This window comes from Bradyrhizobium sp. CB2312 (genome assembly GCF_029714425.1).
In the GTDB taxonomy this organism is placed as follows: Bacteria; Pseudomonadota; Alphaproteobacteria; order Rhizobiales; family Xanthobacteraceae; genus Bradyrhizobium.
In genome coordinates this window covers 4,339,618-4,360,828 of sequence record NZ_CP121668.1, presented here as the reverse complement: position 1 = coordinate 4,360,828, position 21,211 = coordinate 4,339,618, and the positions used below count along the sequence as shown (strand labels likewise).

Below are 21,211 nucleotides of genomic sequence, written 5' to 3'. Positions count from 1 at the left end.
GAGCAAGCCTATGTTTCACTTCTCCAACATCGTGCGCACCAAAGGCGATCCTGAGATCATCGAGGGCGGGCCGAGCCTGAAGCGGCCGGAAGACCAGCTCGCCCGCGCGCTCGGCTGGTTCAGCATCGGCCTCGGTGTCGTGCAATTCTTCGCGCCGAGACGCGTCACGGAAACGCTGGGCATGGAGGGCTGCGAGACGCTGGTGCGCGCTTTCGGCGTGCGCGAGATCCTGGCCGGGATCATGTCGCTCTCGGTCGACAAGAATGCCGGCTTGTGGGCGCGCGTCGGCGGCGATGGCCTCGATGCCGCCGCGCTGCTCTCGGGGCTGACATCCGACAATCCGAGGAAGGGCAACATTGCGCTCGCGCTGCTGATGGTCGGCGGCATCGCCATGCTCGACTATCAGGCGGCGCAGGACACCAAGCCGCGTCGGCCGCCGCGCGATGCACGCCGCAAGCTCTATCCGAACCGCAGCGGCTTCCCCAAGGGCATCGAGAGCGCCCGGAGCGCGGCGAAGCAGATCGCAGCTTACGTCAAAGCATGACGAGGTGAAGCAAGTCGATGACCGCCAAGTCCGGTGAAGCAGGCGCGTGGTGGGAATCCGCCGTCATCTACGAGATCGTACTGATCTCCTTCCAGGACTCCAATAGCGACGGCAAGGGCGACCTCGCCGGCCTGATGTCGCGCATCGACTATCTGAAATGGCTCGGCGTCGACGCGGTCTGGCTGACGCCGATCTACAACAGCCCGTTCCGGGATCTCGGCTACGACATCTCGGATTACTGCTCGATCGATCCCGCCTTCGGCAGCCTCGATGATTTCGACCGCCTGCTCGAGGCGCTGCACGCCGAAGGCATCCGCCTCATCCTCGATCTCGTTCCCAATCACACCGCGGACGATCACGCATGGTTCGTCGAGAGCTCCAGCTCGCCGAACAGTGCCAAGGCCGATTGGTACATCTGGGCCGATGCGGCCGAGACCGGGGGGCCGCCCAACAACTGGCTGAGCCGCTTCGGCGGCAGCGGTTGGGAATGGTGCGAGGCGCGGCGGCAATATTACTACCACTCCTTCCTGGTCGAGCAGCCCGACCTCAACTGGCGCAATCCGCAACTGCGCGCCGCGATCGCCGATGTGATGCGGTTTTGGCTCGATCGCGGCGTCGACGGTTTTCGCGTCGATGCCAGCGCGGTCCTGATCAAGGACGAGCTTTTGCGTGACAATCCACCGAACCCGCAGGCCGAGGGCAAACCGCCGCCGCAGCGTCGGACGCCTGTCTTCACCGATGACCGGCCGGAGACGATGACCTGCATCGAATTCATCCGAGAGGTAGTCGACGACTATCCGGAACGGCTGCTCTGCGGCGAGGTGCAGGGCAAGACCGACCGCATCGGTCACTTCTACGGCAATGACCGGCCGCGCCTGCACCTGCCGCTCAATTTCGCGCTGCTCGACGCGCATTGGGATGCGCTGTCGCTGCAAGCGGCGATCGACGCCTATTATAACGCCCTGCCCGACGACGCCTGGCCGGTCTGGTTGATCGGCGGCCACGACAAGCAGCGGATCGCGAGCAAGATCGGCGAAGCGCAGATGCGTGTGCTGGCGATGCTGCTGATGACGCTGCGCGGAACGCCGTTCCTGTATATGGGCGACGAGATTGGCCGCAAGCGCGTGCCGATTCCGCCCGACCGCGTCTGCGATCCCTTCGAGAAGCTGGTGCCGGGATACGGACTGTGCCGCGACCCCGAACGCGCGCCGATGCGGTGGGACAACAGCGCCAATGGCGGCTTTAGCACCGGCGATCCCTGGCTTCCGATGGAGCGCGATGGCGCGCTCAACGTGACCGCGCAGCGCCGTGACGAACATTCGATCTTGGCGCTGTTTCGCGCGCTGATGGCGCTCCGGCGCGAGCATGCGTGCCTACGCCAGGGCAGCTATGAGCCCCTGCGTTCACAAAACGAGGTTCTGGCCTACCGGCGGACCGATGGCCTTAACGGGATACTGGTCGCGCTCAACATCGCCGCCGAACCGCGCAAATGGCACTGGCACGGCCATGGCCGCCTGCTGATATCGACGCATTTGGACCGACCGCCCGCGCCACTGCCGCACGCCACCACCCTGCTTCGGGGCAATGAAGGGGTGATCATCGCGCTCGAGAACCGGTGATCGCCGCAGGAACCATCGGCGCGCCAGCGAGTCTCATCAACGCTTCCGGGGTCCCCCCGCTGCCGGAAGCGTACCAGACCGCAGCCCCGGCGCTCGCCCCCTTCAAGCGCCGGGGTTAGCGGCGTGAGCTTGGAGGCAGGCCATATCGGAGGCAGCTCATGGGCAAGACCAAGGGTCTTCGGGAGCGGATCGTCGGCAGGACCAGGCAGGCTGTCGGCGAGATCATCGGCGATCAGGATCTGCACGACGACGGCAAGGCGCAAGCCGAGCGCGGCCGTGACGAGCAGGACCAGCCGAGCGATCTCAATCCGCTGAAGAAGCTCAAGCAGCTCACGTGAACCGCCGTGCACCCGGCCATCTCCCTTCAGCACACTGGCGAGAGCACCTCGTTACTCTCCATACGTCGGCGGCATTCACGCTGGATCGCCGCTGCCGCGCTCGGCCTCATCAGTAGCAGCTTCTCGACCATCGTGAGCCAGCTCTTCGCCACCCGAATCGGCCGCGATGCCGCGGTCGACTGGATGACGGTTGCGGCCATTCCGGCACGCGACTGGGCGATCAGCGCCGAGCCGTCGTGGAGCGCGATCCTCACCGGCATCGCCTTCCACCAATGGGCGGATTTCTCCTGGGCGCTGGTCTTCTTCGGCGTGCTCGGGCGCTGGACCGCCGATTTGCGGCCGCTCACGATCCTGCTGCTCGCGCTGCCCTGGGCCGTGTTTTCCTCGGCCATGGAATGGTTCGTGCTGGTGCCGCTGTTTCCGTTCTGGCAGCCGTTGTTCACGCTGCAACAACCCTACTGGATCGGCCTGCTCGTCCACGGCTCCTCCGCCGTGATGTATCCCCTGTTCGCGCGGCTGCGCTGGATGCCGGGCAACGCGCCGGAACGAGACCTACGCTTCACCAATGCCTGGATCACCGGCGCAATGGCCATGGTTGCAGTGCTCGGCACAATCGCGCTGCTCGGCAGCATCGGCTTTGAGCTGCCCTGGACCGGCCGCGACAGGAATGCCGACCAGGCTTATCTCCGCCATATGACGACGCATCACACGCAGGGTATCGAGCTCGCACAGAGCGGTGCCGAACGCGCACGCGATCCGCATCTGCGCAAGCTCGCGATGCTGATGGTCGCGAGTCAGACCGGCGAGAACCGGATTTTCGAGACCTGGTGGCTGAGCTGGTTCGACACGGACATGCCGGATTGCAGCACCGAGGAACGCGCCGCCATGCCGGGCTTCTTGACGCCGAACGAGATGCGGCAGGTCAAGACCGCGCCGGCCGACCAGTTCGACGCGCTGTTCGTCGCAGCAATGAGCAAGCATCACAGACGCGGTCAGGATGGCTGATCAGATGTGGCACAGCCGCGGTGATCTGCGCCTGCGCATCATGGCCCATGCTATTCGCCACGAGCAGCAGGGCGAGATCGCGCTCATGCAAGGCGTGAGCGGCGTTGTCGCCGTCATCACCGCCTTCCGCAACATGCTCGGCGACAACGTCAATTGAGCGCTAGGAACCTTGGTTCGGCAAGCCGATTGACGAGCATAGTTCCCTGACCTCAGGCGATCATGCGGCATGGCTCCGGGCCCATTCGTCGGCGCAAACGTATCAAAGGTTAATGCTTTCCGCCGTCCTTCTCGGCCAAAGTCCGACACGGGCGGCGGGCCATCGGACATCGCATGCAAGCAGGATTTGCTTACTCGAGGCTCGCCGATCGCCTGGCGAGCCTTGCCGACCTGACCGCCGACGATCTCGACCTTCTCGCGGGCATGCCGAGCGGCATCGCGCATGTCGGAACGCATCAGGCCATTCTGCGGCATGGCGACGAGGCGACCCAATGCTGCCTGCTGCTCAAGGGCTATCTGTCCTGGCAGAATCCGGAAAGCCAGGATGGGCAGATCACGTCGATCTGCGTTGCTGGCGACATCGCCAACCTTCACACGCTCCATCGCCCGCGCATCGACGGCAATCTGATCGCGCTCGGCCCTGCGATCGTCGCCCTCGTGCCGCACCGCTTCTGTCGCGGGATGGCGGCGCGTTCGCCGGCCATGGCGCACGCCCTGCTGCTGATGCTGCTGGCAGATCACGCGATCCAGCGAAACTGGACGGTCAATCTCGGCAGTCGCGATGCGTTGACGCGCGTGGCGCATCTGCTCTGCGAGATCACCGCGCGCCTGCAGATCGTCGGTCTCGCCAGGGATTTCAGATTGCCCTCGCCCTTCACCCAGTCCGACATCGCGGCCGCCTGCAGCATCTCCCCGGTGCACGCCAACCGCACCATTCAGGAGTTGCGCCGCTGCAACCTGCTGCAATGGCAGGGCAAGACCATGACGATCACCAATTGGCCGGGACTGGTCCGGCTCGCCGGCTTCGATCCGGCCTATCTGAGCATGCGATCCGCAGAAAGCGATGCGCGGACGCCCCAACCGAGAGCGGCGCCGGCCGACGTCGCGCTTGCTTGAGCCGCTTCGAGGCGCGCATTTCTACGCGCGCCAAAACTCTGCCAGCTCTTCCGCGGTCAGAAGATCCACCTGGCCGTGAAAGCGGGTGCGGTACATCGTCATCAGCGCATCATGCCCGACGTCGGACGAGCTGCACAGCGCGTCTTCGACGATGACGACTCTGAAACCGAAATCGACGGCGCTCAGCACCGTCGACAGCACGCAGACATCCGTCTCTGCCCCGGTGATGACGACCGTGCCGACGTGCTTTTCGACCAGCAGGGTCGCAAGACCGGGATTGCTGAACGCAGAATAGGCCGGCTTGTCGATGACGACGGCGGGCGGAACGAGCCGGCCAAGCGCCGGCACGAGCTCGAGCGCGGATGGCGACAGATGCCGGCGCGTCGCCTCGCTCCAGCGGTGAAAATAGCGCTGCCACTGTCCGGGGCGATCTTCCGGATCCTGCGGCGTGATGAAGCGCGTGAAGATCGTCCGGGCCTGATAGCGCGAAGCGATCCCGGCAATCGTCGGCAAGACCCGTTCCATCCAGGGCGTCGCCCACAGCCCGCCGGGAGCGAAAATATTCTGCATATCGATGCAGAGGTGAACGGCGTTCGTGATGTAAGCGACCTTCGACGTGCTATCTCTCATCGTCCTCCACCGCAGCTCACACATATGTAGCCATCGGACTTGTTCTGCTTGAGCAGGATCTCGCTGCCGAGGATCGCAACCTCTTCCTGCGTCAGGATGTGAGCAACGGCGTTGCAAGCCCTGCAGGCGAAGAACCCGAGATGCCATCGCAAGTTCCTGGACGTTTCGGAGCCTTGCTCGCGCTCGCGCGTCGATGAACAGACGCAAGGCAAGCACTCATGCACCGCTCCCAATTCATCAGCGCATGCGATCGCGTCTTACACCCGCGGCCTCGGTGAAAATGCCCCGACTCACGTCGAGCGGCACCACGCTCGTCGGTGTCGCGCGCGGAGACCAATTCGAAATCTTCAGCCATCCGGCGCGGGTGTTGATGTCCGACGCCGAAGCAGATGCAGCGTCGGGCTGACTTGCGCGGTTGAACTGGCGTGCACATTTCGCGTCCTCATTACCCGCGAGGTAATCGACCCGCCTGGGTTGCGTGGCGCATCCTCGCGTCGACTGGCGGCAATTCCCGCCAGGGCGAACACCGAGGCAAGTCACCCATGCCGGTTACCTACGTCATCAAGTTCGACGTCGTGCCTGGGTAGCGCGAAAATTTTCTGCGGCTGCTCGGGATGGTACTCGACGCGATGCGGAACGAGCCGACCTTCCACCAGGCGGTCCTGCATCGCGATCCGGCGTCCGAATATCGCTTCATGCTCTACGAGACCTGGGAGAGCCATGAAGAGCTCCTGAATGTCCAGATCAAGCGATCCTATCGAAACGCCTGGCACGAAGCGCTTCCCGGGTTGCTCGTGCGCGATCGCGATATCGAGATCTGGGAGCCGCTGCGGAGCGACCATCGCTGAACCTTAACTGAAATCACACCATAGCCGTCCGCGTGAAACGGCATCTGCCGAGATCCGTTCAATTTGAAGCAATTGCTTAGCGGGATCGCGAGCTGTCTCTGCGAGCCTTCCACCCGGAATCCGGTGGGGAACGGGCATGACGAATTTCTGCATGGAGGGACGAACCGCCAGACGGCTTCGCGCGTGGACCGCGGCTGCCGCTGCCGCCCTGTTCGCCTGGGATGCGCTCCCGGCTCACGCCTTCCTTACCCGTCCGGCGCTATTCGCCGCGATCGGCAGCGCGACCAAGGCGCCCAATGGCTGGCTCCAGCTCTGTGCCGCCAATGCCGACGAATGCAAGCCCTCGGCCGATCAGGCGCGCGACGTCACGCTCACGCCCGAGCTGCTCCAGCAACTCTACGAGATCAACAAATACGTCAACGATCGCGTGACGTGGACCAGCGATGCCGAACTCTATGGAAAAACCGAGCGCTGGGCCTACCCGCTCGACCGCGGCGATTGTGAAGACATGGTCCTGCTCAAGCGCAAGCTGCTGGCGAAGGCTGGGTGGCCCCAGGGCGCGCTGCTGATCACCATCGTCGAGGAGCGCGGCCAGACCAGGACGCGTCATGCCGTCCTGACCGTCCGGTCCGATCGAGGCGAAATGATACTCGACAACCAGACGCCGGAAATCCTGTTCTGGTACGAGACGATTATCGATACCTGTCGCGCCAGAGCGCGACGGATCCGAACGTCTGGGTATCGTTCGGTGCCGAGCAGGCCAAACCGGCCGTTGAACTCGCGTCGTCGGCCTCGCCGCTTCCCGCGTCCCTTGCCTCGTCCTTCCCCTTGCCTCCCGCTTTGGGGATCAGGCCCTAGAGCCATGTCCGTTCCGAGGACATCGGAACGGGGCTCTCGATTTATTGTGTTGCCGCGTTTTCCCGATGCGAACCGGTGTTCACTTCGCTTGCGGACGCGCTAGCCCTTCTCGGGGCGCCGGAGCCGCGGCTCCTGGCGTGCGCGCAGCTCTTCCTCGTATTTCAGCTTCTCGAGCAACATGTCAGTTACAAGACGTCGCAGTTGCGCGTTTTCCACCTCGAGGCGCTTGATGGTGTCTTCGGAGTTGGCATCGCGAGGGATGCTCGAGCCAATGTCAATAGCGCCGCCTGCCCCATCCTTCGCAGGCTCGGGAGATTTGAGCATCTTCTTCCAGCGATGATAGGTCATGATGCTGACGCCGAGCGCCTTCGATATCTCGCGCTGGGTCTTGCCTCTAGCCGCGAGTTGATCCGCCTGGGCCAGCTTGTCCGAAATTTCCCGCGAATCATGTCTCCTGCCGACCATCTCGCCCTCTCCGGCCAATGTCCCCACTTTGCCCTTGCAAAGCGGGATTAGTTAACCTTTTCAACTGACTAATGAAAAGTAGGGTTGCGTTCGTAGCGACAGGCTTTGCGCGAATTGTCCCCACAGTAAAGCCTTTCGCGCGACCATCGCATTGCCGATGGTTAATTTGCGCTCGCCCGATGCCCCCGGCCGGTCCCGCGGCCCTGCTAGCACACACCGGCGTCCTGCCAAAATTCCCCTCCAGACTCAGGCCGCCTTCAACCCCTGGAGCCTGCATCGCAAATTCGATCGCGAATTTAAAGGAAAAATCGGAGCTGCGGCCAGCGGCCGGTCATCCCGCTCGCCTGCACGGAGCCACCGCGAGCCCGGAAGATGAGTATGATCTAATGCTACTTTAAGCTGCTCTTACGATATGACGCAGCCTCAACTTTCAATAATAGCCGCTCTGGCCGTCGACGGCATCGAGCGTCTCATGCCGACTGAATTCCTTGAGATCGACCTTGTTGCGATCACCGCACGCAGCGTCGAGCGCAGCAGGAACGCCTCGACCCCGAGATCGAGGAGCCGTGGCACGGCGGCCGCAGCCGTCTCGGTGTGCAACGTGGTCAGCACGAGATGGCCGGTGAGCGGCGTGAATGGCGACATGGGCCGTCTCGGAGTCGCGGACCTCGCCGACCATGATCACATCGGGGTCCTGGCGGACGAAGGAGCGCAGTGCGGTGGCGAAAGTCAGCCCGATCGACGGTTTGGCCTGGACTGGCAGATGCCCGGAATCTCGTATTCGACAGGGTCCTCGATCGTCAGGATCTTGCGGGTGGGCTCATTGAGCAGCGACAGGACCGTTGCGAGCGTCGTGGTCTTGCCGCTGCCGGTCGGGCCGGTGACGATGATCATGCCGTGCGGCAGCGCCAGCATGCGCCGCAATTTGCTCTGGTCGCCGGCAAGGAAGCCCAGCTTGTCGATCGACAACAGGGCCCGGTCCCGCGGCAGGAGGCGGATGACGGCGGACTCGCCATGCTGCGTCGGCATGATCGCCACGCGAACGTCGATCTCCGAGCGCGCGGCCCGGACCCGCGCGCCATCTTCCTGCGGCAGGCGACGTTCGGCGATGTTGAGACCGGCCAGGATCTTGATGCGGGAGATCACCGCCTGCGGCGGAACACCGTTGGGCGTCGCCACGTTGCGCAGCAATCCATCGACGCGCATCCGCACGATCAGCGACGTGCGGCCCGGCTCGATGTGGATATCACTGGCGCGCAGTTCGACCGCAGTCTCGAACAAGTCGTTGACGGCCCGGACGACGGGCGCGCCGCTGGCGAGGTCGCGCAGATTGTCGATGTCGTCGTCCTGAACGGTGGCACTGATGGCGTTCTCGGCGCTGGCGCTCTCCTCCTCGCCAAGGCGCTGGTCGAGCACGGTGGCGATGTCCTCGAACGACGCCACCTTGATCGTGGGCGGCGCGCACAGCACGATCCCCGCCGCTTGAATGGAGGCACGGTCGGTCGGGTCGGCAACCACAAGCACCGGCGATGCGCCTGCCGGCTGACACGGGAACACCGCCATTTCCCGCAGGAAGCGACGCGAGAACTGCTGCGCCCGGACTCCGCCGCCATCATGTCCTGAAGCGTGAGGCGCGGAAGCTCGAAGAAGAGCGCAACTTCGTCGGCAAACTCGCTGGCCGACAATTCGCTCATTTCCCACAGCTTGCGCAGGCCGCCTTCCGCCGGCCCTGCCCCGCTCAGCCTGCCGAGCTTGTCCGCGTCCGCCTTCAGGCCGGCCGTTCGGCTGAAACGAGCTGCGAACTCGTGCGCATTCGGAGAAGCCATGAACGTCTACCGGAAAACTCTGACAGCCGCTCGAAGCGGCGAGCGCGCCGTTTACCCTACTTACTGATTGGAAATGTGACGTTATGATCATCGACATTATTCGCACCGACGATTCACAACATAAGCGCAGTCGACAGCATTGATATTTCAGCGCGATTTCCATGGATCTCAAACGTCGATAACATTCAGATTACGATCGTCGCGTGACTACGCAACGTTTATAACACATGGCTGTCACAGGAGAGAGTTAAGCAAACGGCTTCGGCTCGACCCACCCCAGGAGTGGCAACGGGCGGCGCGTGAGTGAGGCAGTCGGTGAGCCGAACAGCATTCCAGATCGGCTTGTTTGTCCAATGCGCGATGATCTCGGTGCTGCTTGGATCTTGCAACACGGTGAGCAGCATCGCCGATGTCGACAACAACAGGGATCCTGACGTCTTCGACAAGGTACGCTCGGTCGACCTGCTGCCGCGTTATCCGCAACAATTGCCGCAGCGGCAACTCAGCACCGGTCCCAAGGCCAAGACAGCGATCTACGCCGCGGACCCTGGTGAAGAGGCCCCGACGGCCACCTCGGCGCAGGCCGCAACGACGAGTGCGGACAAGTTCGAGCTGAATTTCGACAATTCGCCGATCGCATCCGTCGCCAAGATCGTACTCGGAGACATCCTCGGTGTCGGCTACGTCATCGATCCCCGCGTTCAGGGCAATATCAGCCTTTCGTCGGGGCGGCCGATCCCGAAAACCGACGTCGCGTTCGCGCTCGAGAATGCCCTTCGCCTTGGCGGCGTCGCGCTGGTGCGCGACGATACCGGTTACCGCCTGATGCCCCAGGCCGACGCGGTCGGGGTCGGCACAGCGGATGCGGCCGATCGCATGACGCCGGGTTACGGCATCACGATCGTGCCGCTGCAATATGTCTCGGCGCAGACGGTCATCAAGCTGGTGGACAGTTTTGCCACCAAGCAGGGCATGATCCGCGCCGACACCAGCCGCAACCTCATCATGATCCAGGGCACCGGCAGTGAGCGCCGCAACGCGGTCGATCTCGTGCTCAGCTTCGACGCGGATTTCCTCAAGGGGCAATCCGTCGGAATTTTCCCGGTGCAGAACAGCAATCCGGGTCCCATCATCGTCGAGCTCGAAAAGATCGTCGATTCCGGCGAAGGCGGGATGACGCAGAACCTCATCAAGTTCCAATCAATCGCGCGCATGAACGCGGTGCTCGCCGTGACGCGCAAGCCGGAATTGCTCCAGCGTGTCGAGACCTGGGTTCGGCGCCTCGACACGACCAACACGGGGCGGTCCGCGGTTCACGTCTATCGCGTGAAGTTTGGCGATGCCAAGCAGATCGCACGCGTGTTGAACGATGTGTTCGGCGGCAGCAGTTCGTCGGGATCCTCGTCTTCGCCGCTGGACAGCCCGGCCGGACAAGTCGCGCCCGGTTCCGGCGCGTCGGCGAGCTCGAGCGGCGGCTCCGCGCTCAACCGGCTTTCCGCCTCCCCCACCGGCCAGTCGGGATCAGGCGGCTTCGGATCGAGTGGACGAAGCTCCTCCTCCGGCAGCGCGATGGCAGATGCCTCGTCCGGCAATCAGGCGAGCTACGGCGCGGGCTCGAGCGCGCAAGGCGGCGGCAGCCTGTTCGACAATTCCGCCTCGAGCCAGAGCGGAGGGCGAGCGGGCCCCGGCGGTGCCGGCGTTCTCGACGGCGTCCGCATCACCGCCGACAGCGTCAACAACACGCTTCTGATCTATGCGAGCCAGGAGCAGTACCGCACCATCGAACAGACGATCAAGGAAGTCGACCAGCCCCAGCTTCAGGTCGCCATCGACGCCACCATCGCCGAGGTGACGCTGACCGACGACCTTCAATACGGCATCCAGTCCTACATCATGAGCCGCGATCTCGGGCTCAAGCCCAACACCGGATCGCTCGGCTACAACGGCGCGAGCGCGATTGCCTCCGCGGCAGCCGATGTGGTGCTCCAGCGCGCCATTCCCGGCTTCAACTTCCTGGTCGGCTCCGCGCAGACGCCAAGGGCTGTGCTCAACGCCCTGCACGCCATCACCGACGTCAAGGTGCTGTCGAATCCGTCCGTGGTCGTGATCGACAACCAGATTGCGACGCTCCAGGTCGGCGACGAGATCCCGATCCAGACCGGCAGCGCGACGGTCCTGACCGGCAGCAACACGATCGCCAACACGACGGATTATCGCAGCACCGGCATCATCCTGCGCGTGGTGCCCCGGATCAACGCCAACGGCAATGTCCGGCTCGATGTCGAGCAGGAGATCTCCAATCCCGTCAGCAATTCCTCGTCGGGCTCCTCCTCGACCTCGACCAACTCGCTGACCCCGACGGTGTCGACCCGCAAGGTGCGCAGCTCCGTTGCGGTCGCCAGCGGCCAGACGGTGCTGCTTGCAGGCCTGATCAGCGACAGCCAGACCAAGTCCCGCTCCGGAATTCCGGGGCTGGACCAGATTCCCGGGCTCGGCGAAGTCGTGTTCGGGCAGACCGACAAGCAGGTCAAGCGTACCGAGCTGATCATCTTCATCCGCCCGCAGATCATACGCGACGGCGCGGACGCGCACTTCGTTGCCGAGGAGCTGCGCACCAAGCTGCGCGGCACGATCAATGCGATCGGACCGAAGCAGACCGGGCCGACCACGTACCGCTGAGCCTCGGGCGGTCCCACCACTCTCCGTTCTTGCCGGCGTGGGCGAGATCATGTCGCAGTCGACGCCGACCCCACAGGGGGTTTACCTCGCACATGCGTTAATGTATAACATATAACTAACATAACGAGACGACAGCAACGCTACACGCATCATTTCCGGTTTGATCCGGAACGGACGATCGCGGGATAAGCGGAATTTTGGAGACGCGAACGAATGTCGCAGGCGGATCGAGCGAAGACCCCACCGAAGGCGATGACACGTCGCATGATTTTCGCTGCGGCGGCCGCACTTGCGGGCTGCGGGGTCGGGCCTGCCCGGGCCTATTACCACGGCAAGAACTGCTTCCTGAAAGGCACTGGGATCGCGACCCTCACGGGCGTTCGCAGGATCGAAGACCTCTGCGTGGGCGATATCGTCCCGACCGCCTTCGGCGGAGCACGGCCGATCGAGTGGATCGGACGCTTTCGGCGGACCAGGCGCGATGCAACCAGACCGTGGGACAAGCATGCCCGTCCCGTCCGCATCGCTCGCGGCGCGCTCGCGCCAAATGTCCCTTCGGCCGACCTGTTCGTGACCGGGGGGCACGCCTTGCTGATCGATGGTCTGTTGATCCCGGCAGAGTGCCTGATCAACGACACCACGATCTCGCGCTACCCGGCTCATGAGCATGACGAGCTGGAATTCTTCCACATCAAGCTCGATAGCCATGATGTGATCTATGCGGAAGGCGCGCCCTGCGAGTCCCTGCTGCGCGTGGACGAAACCATGAGCAACGCATCGAGCTATCTTCGCGGGCACGGGCAAACGCGAGACGAGCACTGCGCGCCGATCGTCGGCAACGGCCTGCGGGCCCAGATCAAGACTGAGGTCAAAGGCCTGCTGTCGCCATCGCGGGGCGAGCGGCAATTGGACCTGGTTCGCGCCCGGCTGGACGCCCGTGCGGCCGCCCTCACCGCGCAGCAGCCGGAAACGGTAGCCTGACATCAATCATGGGCCGCGAGCGGGGCCGCACTTTGCGGCCCTGATCCGTCGTGGGAGCCTCCCTCCGGGGCCTGCCTGCCTGTGATTCCATGCGGCCCGACCCAAGCCCGGAGGCGATTGGTTCGACCAACGCAAGCTGTGTACCGACCCGGGATATCCTTGTGGATAGCCTGTGGACAAGTCACGCCAAAGCGCGCCCTGTGAGGCCAAAAACATCAGCAATTTCAAGGGAATGTGGTGCGCTCGGAGGGACTCGAACCCCCACGATTTTACTCACTGCCACCTCAAGGCAGCGCGTCTACCAGTTCCGCCACGAGCGCTTGGGAATGCCGGCTTGAGGCTTGAAGGCCCGCCGCATCAACGGCGCCGATCTAACAAATCCATCAGTGGGGTACAAGTCTGCCGACGCCCTGAATTCCACAAGCTTGGGACAAAAATGTTCCGTCCCTGCCCGACCGGCCGGCTACCCCGGGCCCCGCGGTGTCCCGGGCCCTACCGGGTCCCGGGCGAGCGCGGCAGCATCTGCTTGACCTCGACCGCGATCCGGTTGCGGTCGACCAGCACGACGCCGGAGGCCACCGGCAGATTGTTGGCGAGAACCTTGACCTCGTCGGCCTCGGTTGCGTCCAGCTCGATGATGGCGCCGCGGGAAAGACGTAATACTTGATGGATTGGCATGGTGGTCGTCCCGAGGACGACCATGAGATCCACGGTGACTTTATCGAGAGTGGGCACTGTCAGGACCGCCGCAACTTGGGACTGAGGCCAAAGGGCTTGGCATTTGCTCCCGCGATGATCACCACGTTATGGTTAGCCAATGGTTAATTCGCCTCAAATCCCTCGCCAAAACCAACGTCAAGAGCTCGATTTGACGTCGTTTTCCGCCTCAGGCGGTGAGCCCGTCGAATGGCGAATCTCGGACGCGCCGGTGCCCTATCCGGACGCCGTCGCCGAAATGGAGGCGCGCGTTGCCGCCATCGCGGCGGGCGAGGCCCCGGAGCAGGTCTGGCTGCTCGAGCACCCCCCGCTCTACACCTCGGGCACTTCGGGCAAGGAAAGCGACCTGCTCGATCCCCGATTCCCGACCTTCGCGACGGGGCGCGGCGGGCAGCTCACCTATCACGGGCCCGGCCAGCGGGTTGCCTACATCATGCTCGACCTCAAGCGCCGCCGGCCGGACGTGCGGGCCTATGTTGCCAGCCTGGAGGAGCTGATCCTGAAGACGCTCGCCGCCTTCAACGTCCGCGGCGAGCGGCGCGAGGACCGGGTCGGCGTCTGGGTGAAGCGGCCCGACAAGGGGAGCGAGCACGAAGACAAGATCGCGGCGATCGGCGTGCGGCTGAAGCGCTGGGTCTCGTTCCACGGCATCGCCATCAATGTCGAGCCGGAGCTGTCGCATTTCGCTGGCATTGTTCCTTGCGGCGTCGCCGACCCCCGCTATGGCGTGACCTCGCTGGTCGATCTCGGCCAGCTCGTAACCATGGCCGATGTCGACATCGCGCTTCGGCAGGCGTTCGAGGAGCTGTTCGGGCCGACCAAAGCGTTGGTACCGGAAACAGCTGTCTAACAGTTTCTGTTCGAACCTGACTGCGCATGGTCTCCGCACGCCACGGAATCGGCTATGCTCGATTCCGGCGCCGCCCACGCCTCCCCCCTCCGCCGGGAAAGCAGACATCATGCCGGGCGACTCAACATCGGACCGACTGTTCGAGCGCCAGGCATAAGGAGGGATTGCGCTTTCTGCTCGCAATGGGAGGTTTTGACGATGAAATTGTCTACGCCGATCTATCATCTGAAGCGTAAAGCAAAACGCCTGTCGCGCGAGCAAGGCGTTCCGCTCCATGATGCGCTTGACCGCATCGCCGCGACGGAAGGGTTTTCAGCCTGGAGCATGCTCGCGGCGAAGGCGGCCGCGATGACTCCGGCCAACAAGCTGTTCCCGCAATTCCAGCCTGGCGACCTCGTGCTGGTCGGCGCGCGTCCCGGTCAGGGCAAGACGCTGATGAGCCTCGAGCTCGCCGTGGAGGCGATGAAGTCGGGCCATCGCGCCGCGTTCTTCTCGCTCGAATATACCGAGAAGGATGTGCTGGATCGCCTGCGCGCGATCGGCGTGGGGCCGACGCAGTTCGCGGACATGCTCGAGGTCGACTGCTCCGACGTCATCAGCGCCGATTACGTGGTGAAGCAGATGGCGACGGCTCCTCGCGGCACAATCGTCGTGATCGATTATCTGCAACTGCTCGACCAGCGGCGGGAAAACCCCGATCTCGCCGTTCAGGTGCGCGCGCTGAAATCCTTCGCGCGCGACAAGGGATTGATCGTCGTCTTCATCTCGCAGATCGACCGGTCCTACGATCCCTCCATCAAGCCCTGCCCCGATCTCAGCGACGTCAGGCTGCCGAACCCGCTGGACCTGACGCTGTTCGACAAGACGTGCTTCATCAACAACGCCGAAGTTCAGTTCCGCGCGGCGAGCTGATCCAACAGACGCGGGCCGCGGGTGAGACGGCTCACCCGCGGCTTGCGGCGTCACGCCGCTTTCGGTGAAACCTCGAGCTTGCCCGCGATGTAGCGCCGCTCCTGAGTGAGGCCGCCAAAACCATAGGCGTCGCCCTTGACCTCGTCGACATGCAGATAGGTCTCGGGATGCAGCGGGCCCAGAATTTCGGCCATGCGTTTGAACATCGCGGCGAGATAGGCCGCCTTTTCGTCCTTCGTGTTGGTGCCCTCGGTGACGTGGATGTCGATCCAGTAGCTTGCGAGCTTCTGCTCGGCGAGCGACTTGCCGCCGGCGAACCAGTCGCCCGCATCGACCGACTTCACGATGATGGCGGTGACCGCGGGATCCTTGTGCAGGATCTTTGCGGTGAGCTCCGAGACGGCGCTCGCAACGTCGGCCTTCAGCGACGGCGACTGGCGGGAAGACGTGTAGGATACGGTGATCAGGGGCATGGTCGTTCTCCTCGAGATGTCGCGCAGGGCTTGCGCGGCGTTGATGAGAAGCTAGACCTTCCCCTGTCATTTTGATACCTTATCTCTGTTGATACCAGTGATAACCATCCAAAATGACAGCAACACTCGACATCGCCACCGTCCAGGCCTTCCTGCTGGTCGCCGACCTCCAGAGCTTTACGCGTGCCGCCGAGGCACTCGGCACGACGCAGGCGGCGGTCAGCCTCAAGCTTCAGAGGCTGGAAACGCTGCTTGGAAAACGCCTCGTTGAACGCTCGCCGCGCGCGGTCCGGCTCACCGCCGACGGCGCCAGCTTCCTCGATCGCGCCCGCGCGCTGATGGCGGCGCATGACCGCGCCCTGTCGGGCGAAGCGCCGCCCGCGCAATCGCTCTCGCTCGGCATTTCCGACCACGCGGCGGGCCCGGAGCTCGTGCCGCTGCTCGAACGCCTGCACGCGATGTCGTCAAATCTCACCCTCGCCGTCACCATCGGCTTCTCGCGCGAGATGCAGGATGCCTATGACGCAGGCGAGCTCGATGCGGTGATCGTCCGACAGGAAGGCAGCCGCCGCGGCGGCGAAAAGCTGGCCGAGGACGAGTTCGGCTGGTTCGCCGCACGGCGCTTCGCCCTGCCGAAGGGCGAGCCGCTGCCACTCGCGACACTCGCCCCGCCTTGCGGCGTCCGCGCGATCGCCGTGCGCGCGCTCGACAAGGCCGGCCTCTCCTGGCGCGAGCGTTTTGTCGGCGGCGGCGTCACGGCAGTGGTTGCGGCCGCGCTTGCAGGACTTGCGATCGCACCGCTGGCGCGGCGGATTGCGCCGCCCGGATTGGTCGATATCGGCCCTGCGCACAGGCTGCCGAAGCTCGGCAGCTCGAAAGTGATGCTGCATTCGAAGGTCAGCGATCCCGTAAAACTGGCTGCCCTGCGTGCGGTGGCGGCAACGTTCCGAAGTGTGGCCGCCACCTGACGCCTCACAAGATCGCTTCGAACGCGCTGCGCAGCGTTTCGTGCCGGAAGACAAAACCGCGGCTCAGCGCCTTGTTCGGCAGCACACGCTGACCGCCCAGCAGAAGCTCGTCCGCAAAGCCGCCGCCGATCCGGCGCAACAGGCCGCCGGGAATGCGGAACACGGCAGGCCGGTGCAGGCGGCGGCCGAGCTCTTCGGTGAACTTTGCGTTGGTGACGGGGATCGGCGCGGTGGCGTTGACGGGCCCAGCGAGATCTGGCGTCGCCATCACATAGGCGATCAGCCGGATCAAATCGTCGCGCTCGATCCAGGACATCCACTGCCGCCCGGTGCCGAGTGGACCGCCGAGGCCGAACTCGAACGGCGTCAGCATCCGCGTGATGAAGCCGCCTTCGGTGCCGAGCACGAGACCGATGCGCAAGTACACCACGCGGACGCCAAGCTCCTCGGCCGGCCGCGCCGCCTTCTCCCAGGCTGCGCACAGCTCGTGGCTGAAGCAGGCGTGCGACTTCGCCGACTCCGTCAGCACCTGATCGGCCCACAGGCCGTACCAGCCGATCGCGGAGCCGCTGACGAGCACCTCGGGCTTGCGCTCGAGCCGCGCGATCAGTTTGATGACCTCGCCGGTCATGTCGATGCGAGAGCTGATGATCTTCGCGCGCTTCGCCTCGGTCCACAGGCCGTTGCCGATCGGCTCTCCCGCGAGATTGACGATGGCGTCGATTGGCGTGGCCGCGGCAAGCTGATCGAGGCTGGTGATCAGCGTGACCGGCGGCGGCAACATCTCGGCTTTGGCCGGGTTACGGATCAGCGCGATGACGTGATGCCCTGCCCCACTGAGGCCCGCCGCAAGGCGGCTGCCGATGAAGCCCGTCGCGCCTGATATCAGCACTGTCTTGCGGCCGGGGAGCTTCTCGACGAGTCCTTCCGCGGGAACGCTTCGCATACGGCCGAGCCGGCGCATCGCCGCAAAATCCCTGATGCCGCAGAGCGACGCACCGACCGCGCACGCGGTCGCTGCGATACTGAGCAGGCCCTGATAGACGACCATCACGCCGAACGGCTGCATCGCCCAGTCGATCAGCACCGGCAGCAGCAACACCAGGATCGCGCCGTAATTGATCGCGAGCAGCGTGTGATTGATGCGCTCGCTCGGCGGCAGCTTGCGGCTCAAATCCTCCTCGACGAAGTCCATCAGCGTGATGACGATCTCGGCGACCAGCACCGCGATGATCAGCAGCGCCAGCACGCCGTAGACTTCCAGCCAGCCGAGCAGCAGGAACAGCAGCGCGTAGAGCATGTTGCGGATGCCGTGCAGCTTCAATTCGAAGCGCTGCGATGGACGCCAGGCCAGGCGCTCGGTGAATTCGTGGTGATAGAAGGTATCGAACACGCCCATCACGATCTGGATGGCGATGAGCGTCCACAACAGCGGAGTCATGATACGGCCTCCCTGAACACGGCGGACTGGTGGATCAGCGCGCCGTAACGCGGATGAATGACATCGAGGGTGAAGCGGAACGCGCCCTCGCCGAGATCGCTGTGCGTCACGGTGAGATCGCCCGGCGTGAGCCATCGCGGCAGCGGGATCCACAGACGCCCAAGCTGCAACCCGTAACCAGCGCTGCGGAACGTCAGCGCCTGTCCCTCGACCGCGATGCGGAGCGCCATCGAGACGCCGAAGCCGACATACTCCTCGAGCCCGGTCGGGCCGGCGAAGCGTTTTGCCGAATGGATCACCTGCGGAAAGCCGCACTTGCGCGCGCAAATGCGCGTCCAGGTCTGACCGCCGGTCGCGCCGTCCTCGGTAACCGTGACGATCATGGGCACGCCGATGTCGCGCCCCGTGGGCAGCGGCCCGCCGATCAGACGCGCGACTTGTGCGAACCACCAGCCGATGTCGCTGAAGGCGATCTCGTCGACGACGCCGACATAGACCACGCTGTCGCCGTCAGCGACGCGCTTGGAGAAGCGCCGCCAGGTCGCGAGCGGCAGGCGGCCCCAATCCTCGTCCGACAGCAGCGTGCGGAAGCGGCGATCGTCGAGCAGTTTGGTGTGAGTGGAGGTTGGTACGTTGGAGCCTGATAATCTCGCCGACGTCATCGCAACCTCCTCACCCCTATTTGGCCTTGCCCAGCGGCAGCAGGTTGGCGATCTTCTCGCCAAGCCGCATCAAGGCGACCAGCCGCGGCCGCGGCACCTTCAGCATCTGCATGAACCAGTGATCGGCGAGCTCGGTGAAGGCGAGCATCTCCTTCAGCCGTTTGCTCGCGACCGGACTGATGGTCGGATCATCCGTCGCATCGGATACGCAGGCCCTGAGCGCGACGATGGCCGGATCGATCTCCCGCTCCTTGCGTCGCGCCGCGATGCGGGCGGCGACCTCCCAGATGTCGGTCTCGGCCTCGTAATGGTCGCGGCGGTCGCCGAGGATCGGCACCCGCCGGATCAGGTTCCAGGCGAGCAGCTCCTTGAGCGAGTTGGAGACATTGGACCGCGCCATGCCGAGCGTGTCGGCGATGTCCTCGGCCGTCATCGGCGCCTCGGCCAGATAGAGCAGCCCGTGGATCTGGCTGACCGAGCGATTGACGCCCCACCCGTCCCCCATGTCGCCCCAATGCAGGATGAAGCGCTCGACGGCGGCAGGGAGTTTCTTCTTTCCGGTTATTTCTGTCATGACAGAAATATCTGATGGACGCGATTGATTGTCAAGTGCGGCGGCGCGCTGATATCCCTGCATACGCACCGCGAGATTTGCCTAAAAATGGTCCAGGCGCGGGAACAATTCGCAGCCTGTAGCGTTTGCCCCGGTTCAGGCAGGGTCCCGGAATGGTCAAAAAACTCAGTCAGCAGAGAGACTTGTTCGAGAGCGAGCGCAGTTTCCGGCTGTTGGTTGAAGGAGTCGCGGACTACGCCCTGTATATGCTGGACCCCAATGGGATCATCACCAGCTGGAACATCGGCGGCGAGCGCATCAAGGGCTATTCGCCCGCTGAGATCCTGGGCCAGCACTTTTCCCGCTTCTACACCGAGGCCGACCGGGCCAACGGCAAGCCCGCCCGAGCGCTCGGCATCGCCAGGGAAAAGGGCCGTTACGAGGAGGAAGGCTGGCGCGTCCGCAAAAACGGCACGTTCTTCTGGGCCAGCGTCGTGATCGATCCGATCTACGAGGGTGGCGAGCTGGTCGGCTTTGCCAAGATCACCCGCGACATCACCGAGCGCCGCAACACGCAGCTCAAGCTCGAGGCAATGCAGAAGCAGCTCGCCGAGTCCCAGAAATTCGATGCGCTCGGCCAGCTCACCGGCGGCGTCGCCCACGACTTCAACAACCTCCTGATGATCATCAGCGGCAGCCTCCACGTGCTGAAGCGGGGGGCCGATAACGAGGCCAAGCTCAAGCGCGCGATCTCGGCCATCGAGACCGCGACCAAGCGTGGTGCGGCGCTGACCAACCAGCTCCTCACCTTCGCGCGGCGGCAGAGTGTCAATCCGCAGGCGATCGATTTCGCCGACCGCATCGCCGCGATCCGCGAGGTCCTCGATGCCGGCGTCGGCAGCTCCGTGCGTCTGACCTACGAAGTCAGCCGCGACATCTGGCCGATCAAGGCCGACGTCTCGGAACTCGAGACCGCGCTGCTCAATCTCGTCATCAATGCCCGCGACGCGATGCCCGACGGCGGCACGGTGACGATCAGTGCGCGCAATGTCGTGCTGGACGAGGCGTCCCTCACCGGCGAATTCGTCGCGATCGACATCGCCGACACCGGGCTCGGCATTCCCTCGGACGTCCTCGACAAGATTTTCGAGCCGTTCTTCACGACCAAGCCGATCGGCAAGGGCACCGGCCTCGGCCTGTCCCAGGTGCACGGCTTTGCCCACCAGGCCGGCGGCACGGTGAAGGTCGCAAGCGAGCTCAGCAAGGGTACGACCTTCACCATCCTCCTGCCGCGCGGGGAAAGGGCGCCAGCGCGCGAGACGACGGGACCTGCGCCGTTCCGCGGCAGCGGAACCGTGTTGCTGGTCGAGGACAATCCGGACGTCGCGCTCGTCAGCATCGGCCTTCTGGAGCAGCTCGGCTACCAGGTACGGCGGGTCCCCGATGCCGAAGCCGCATTGCGCGAGATCGAGCAGAACGGCGTCGATTTCGTGTTCTCTGACATCGTGATGCCCGGCAAGATGGACGGGCTCAGTCTCGCCCATCATCTGCGCCAGATCCGCCCCGGCCTGCCGATTCTGCTCGCCACCGGCTATAGCGACGTCGCCGCCGGTGTGCGCGGCGATTTCCCGATCCTGCGCAAGCCGTACGAGATCCACGAGCTGAGCGAGGCGATTTCGAAGCTGCCGAGGTAGCTCTTCACCTCTCCCCGTAAGAACGGGGCGAGGGA

At 64.2% G+C, this 21,211-nt stretch carries 21 protein-coding genes, 1 tRNA gene and 1 pseudogene; 14 read left to right on the top strand and 9 right to left on the bottom strand.

Features of this window, described 5'->3' with window-relative positions; all coding sequences use genetic code 11:
- Nucleotides 1-10 precede the first annotated feature (10 nt).
- From QA642_RS21285 to QA642_RS21260, 6 genes are all read left to right on the top strand, one after another.
- Entirely contained in the window at nt 11-544 is a 534-nt protein-coding gene (locus tag QA642_RS21285) for a hypothetical protein (protein ID WP_283086355.1), read from the top strand.
- A gap of 17 nt (nt 545-561) precedes the next feature.
- Entirely contained in the window at nt 562-2,163 is a 1,602-nt protein-coding gene (locus QA642_RS21280) for an alpha-amylase family glycosyl hydrolase (protein WP_283086354.1), read from the top strand.
- Nucleotides 2,164-2,321: 158 nt separating this feature from the next.
- Entirely contained in the window at nt 2,322-2,501 is a 180-nt protein-coding gene (locus QA642_RS21275; RefSeq protein WP_283086353.1) for a CsbD family protein, read from the top strand.
- A gap of 6 nt (nt 2,502-2,507) precedes the next feature.
- The gene (locus tag QA642_RS21270) at nt 2,508-3,506 is read left to right on the top strand and encodes a DUF305 domain-containing protein (protein WP_283086352.1); all 999 of its coding nucleotides are present in this window, start codon (nt 2,508-2,510) and stop codon (nt 3,504-3,506) included.
- Nucleotides 3,499-3,663, top strand: coding sequence for a hypothetical protein (locus QA642_RS21265; protein ID WP_283086351.1), 165 nt, complete (start codon nt 3,499-3,501; stop codon nt 3,661-3,663). Before QA642_RS21270 ends, QA642_RS21265 begins: the two co-directional genes overlap by 8 nt.
- Before the next feature lie 173 nt (nt 3,664-3,836).
- On the top strand, nt 3,837-4,619 hold the full coding sequence (locus tag QA642_RS21260; RefSeq protein WP_283086350.1) for a Crp/Fnr family transcriptional regulator: 783 nt from the start codon (nt 3,837-3,839) through the stop codon (nt 4,617-4,619).
- Between the two features lie 21 nt (nt 4,620-4,640).
- Here the strand turns inward: QA642_RS21260 and QA642_RS21255 are convergent, their stop codons facing one another.
- Nucleotides 4,641-5,249 (bottom strand): isochorismatase family cysteine hydrolase, encoded by a 609-nt coding sequence (locus tag QA642_RS21255; RefSeq protein WP_283086349.1) that lies wholly within the window; start codon nt 5,247-5,249, stop codon nt 4,641-4,643.
- A gap of 614 nt (nt 5,250-5,863) precedes the next feature.
- Here QA642_RS21255 and QA642_RS21250 point away from each other — a divergent pair.
- A complete protein-coding gene (locus QA642_RS21250; RefSeq protein ID WP_349253859.1) occupies nt 5,864-6,097 on the top strand; it encodes an antibiotic biosynthesis monooxygenase in 234 nt (77 codons plus the stop codon).
- A 136-nt stretch (nt 6,098-6,233) separates the two neighbouring features.
- Nucleotides 6,234-7,058: a transglutaminase-like cysteine peptidase gene (locus QA642_RS21245; protein WP_283086348.1), complete on the top strand. Its 825-nt coding sequence runs from the start codon at nt 6,234-6,236 to the stop codon at nt 7,056-7,058.
- On the opposite strand, the gene QA642_RS21240 is transcribed toward QA642_RS21245, so the two are convergent.
- Together QA642_RS21240 and QA642_RS21235 are read right to left on the bottom strand one after the other, a co-directional pair.
- Complete coding sequence (locus QA642_RS21240; RefSeq protein WP_283086347.1) at nt 7,055-7,420, bottom strand: helix-turn-helix domain-containing protein; 366 nt, start codon at nt 7,418-7,420, stop codon at nt 7,055-7,057. The genes QA642_RS21245 and QA642_RS21240 overlap by 4 nt on opposite strands.
- A 504-nt stretch (nt 7,421-7,924) precedes the next feature.
- Nucleotides 7,925-9,114: pseudogene (locus QA642_RS21235) on the bottom strand (GspE/PulE family protein); the annotation flags it as partial.
- 447 nt (nt 9,115-9,561) lie between these two features.
- Between QA642_RS21235 and gspD the strand changes: the two are divergent.
- Nucleotides 9,562-11,925, top strand: a complete 2,364-nt coding sequence (gene gspD / locus QA642_RS21230) for a type II secretion system secretin GspD (RefSeq protein ID WP_349253858.1) — start codon at nt 9,562-9,564, stop codon at nt 11,923-11,925.
- 213 nt (nt 11,926-12,138) lie between these two features.
- Nucleotides 12,139-12,906: a Hint domain-containing protein gene (locus QA642_RS21225; protein ID WP_283086346.1), complete on the top strand. Its 768-nt coding sequence runs from the start codon at nt 12,139-12,141 to the stop codon at nt 12,904-12,906.
- A gap of 235 nt (nt 12,907-13,141) precedes the next feature.
- Here the strand turns inward: QA642_RS21225 and QA642_RS21220 are convergent.
- Together QA642_RS21220 and QA642_RS21215 are read right to left on the bottom strand one after the other, a co-directional pair.
- Nucleotides 13,142-13,226, bottom strand: a tRNA-Leu gene (locus tag QA642_RS21220).
- A gap of 172 nt (nt 13,227-13,398) precedes the next feature.
- Nucleotides 13,399-13,641 carry a FliM/FliN family flagellar motor switch protein gene (locus QA642_RS21215; RefSeq protein WP_018647371.1) on the bottom strand — a complete coding sequence of 81 codons (243 nt, stop codon included), beginning with the start codon at nt 13,639-13,641 and terminating at the stop codon, nt 13,399-13,401.
- Between the two features lie 82 nt (nt 13,642-13,723).
- On the opposite strand from QA642_RS21215, the gene lipB reads away from it, so the two are divergent.
- Entirely contained in the window at nt 13,724-14,473 is a 750-nt protein-coding gene (lipB, locus tag QA642_RS21210; RefSeq protein WP_283086345.1) for a lipoyl(octanoyl) transferase LipB, read from the top strand.
- Nucleotides 14,474-14,671: 198 nt separating this feature from the next.
- Entirely contained in the window at nt 14,672-15,385 is a 714-nt protein-coding gene (locus QA642_RS21205; protein ID WP_283086344.1) for a DNA helicase, read from the top strand.
- Between the two features lie 50 nt (nt 15,386-15,435).
- On the opposite strand, the gene QA642_RS21200 is transcribed toward QA642_RS21205, so the two are convergent.
- Entirely contained in the window at nt 15,436-15,858 is a 423-nt protein-coding gene (locus QA642_RS21200; RefSeq protein ID WP_283086343.1) for a 4-oxalocrotonate tautomerase family protein, read from the bottom strand.
- Between the two features lie 113 nt (nt 15,859-15,971).
- Between QA642_RS21200 and QA642_RS21195 the strand changes: the two genes are divergently transcribed.
- Nucleotides 15,972-16,826: a LysR substrate-binding domain-containing protein gene (locus tag QA642_RS21195; protein WP_283086342.1), complete on the top strand. Its 855-nt coding sequence runs from the start codon at nt 15,972-15,974 to the stop codon at nt 16,824-16,826.
- A 4-nt stretch (nt 16,827-16,830) separates the two neighbouring features.
- Here QA642_RS21195 and QA642_RS21190 read toward each other — a convergent pair whose 3' ends face one another.
- From QA642_RS21190 to QA642_RS21180, 3 genes are read right to left on the bottom strand one after another with little or no spacing between them, the layout of a single operon-like run.
- The gene (locus QA642_RS21190) at nt 16,831-18,267 is read right to left on the bottom strand and encodes a TIGR01777 family oxidoreductase (protein ID WP_283086341.1); all 1,437 of its coding nucleotides are present in this window, start codon (nt 18,265-18,267) and stop codon (nt 16,831-16,833) included.
- Nucleotides 18,264-18,929: a DUF4166 domain-containing protein gene (locus QA642_RS21185; RefSeq protein ID WP_283086340.1), complete on the bottom strand. Its 666-nt coding sequence runs from the start codon at nt 18,927-18,929 to the stop codon at nt 18,264-18,266. Before QA642_RS21185 ends, QA642_RS21190 begins: the two co-directional genes overlap by 4 nt.
- Before the next feature lie 16 nt (nt 18,930-18,945).
- Nucleotides 18,946-19,503 carry a MarR family transcriptional regulator gene (locus QA642_RS21180; RefSeq protein ID WP_027559787.1) on the bottom strand — a complete coding sequence of 186 codons (558 nt, stop codon included), beginning with the start codon at nt 19,501-19,503 and terminating at the stop codon, nt 18,946-18,948.
- 152 nt (nt 19,504-19,655) lie between these two features.
- Between QA642_RS21180 and QA642_RS21175 the strand changes: the two genes are divergently transcribed.
- The gene (locus QA642_RS21175; RefSeq protein WP_283086339.1) at nt 19,656-21,176 is read left to right on the top strand and encodes a PAS domain-containing sensor histidine kinase; all 1,521 of its coding nucleotides are present in this window, start codon (nt 19,656-19,658) and stop codon (nt 21,174-21,176) included.
- The last annotated feature ends 35 nt before the right edge of the window (nt 21,177-21,211 follow it).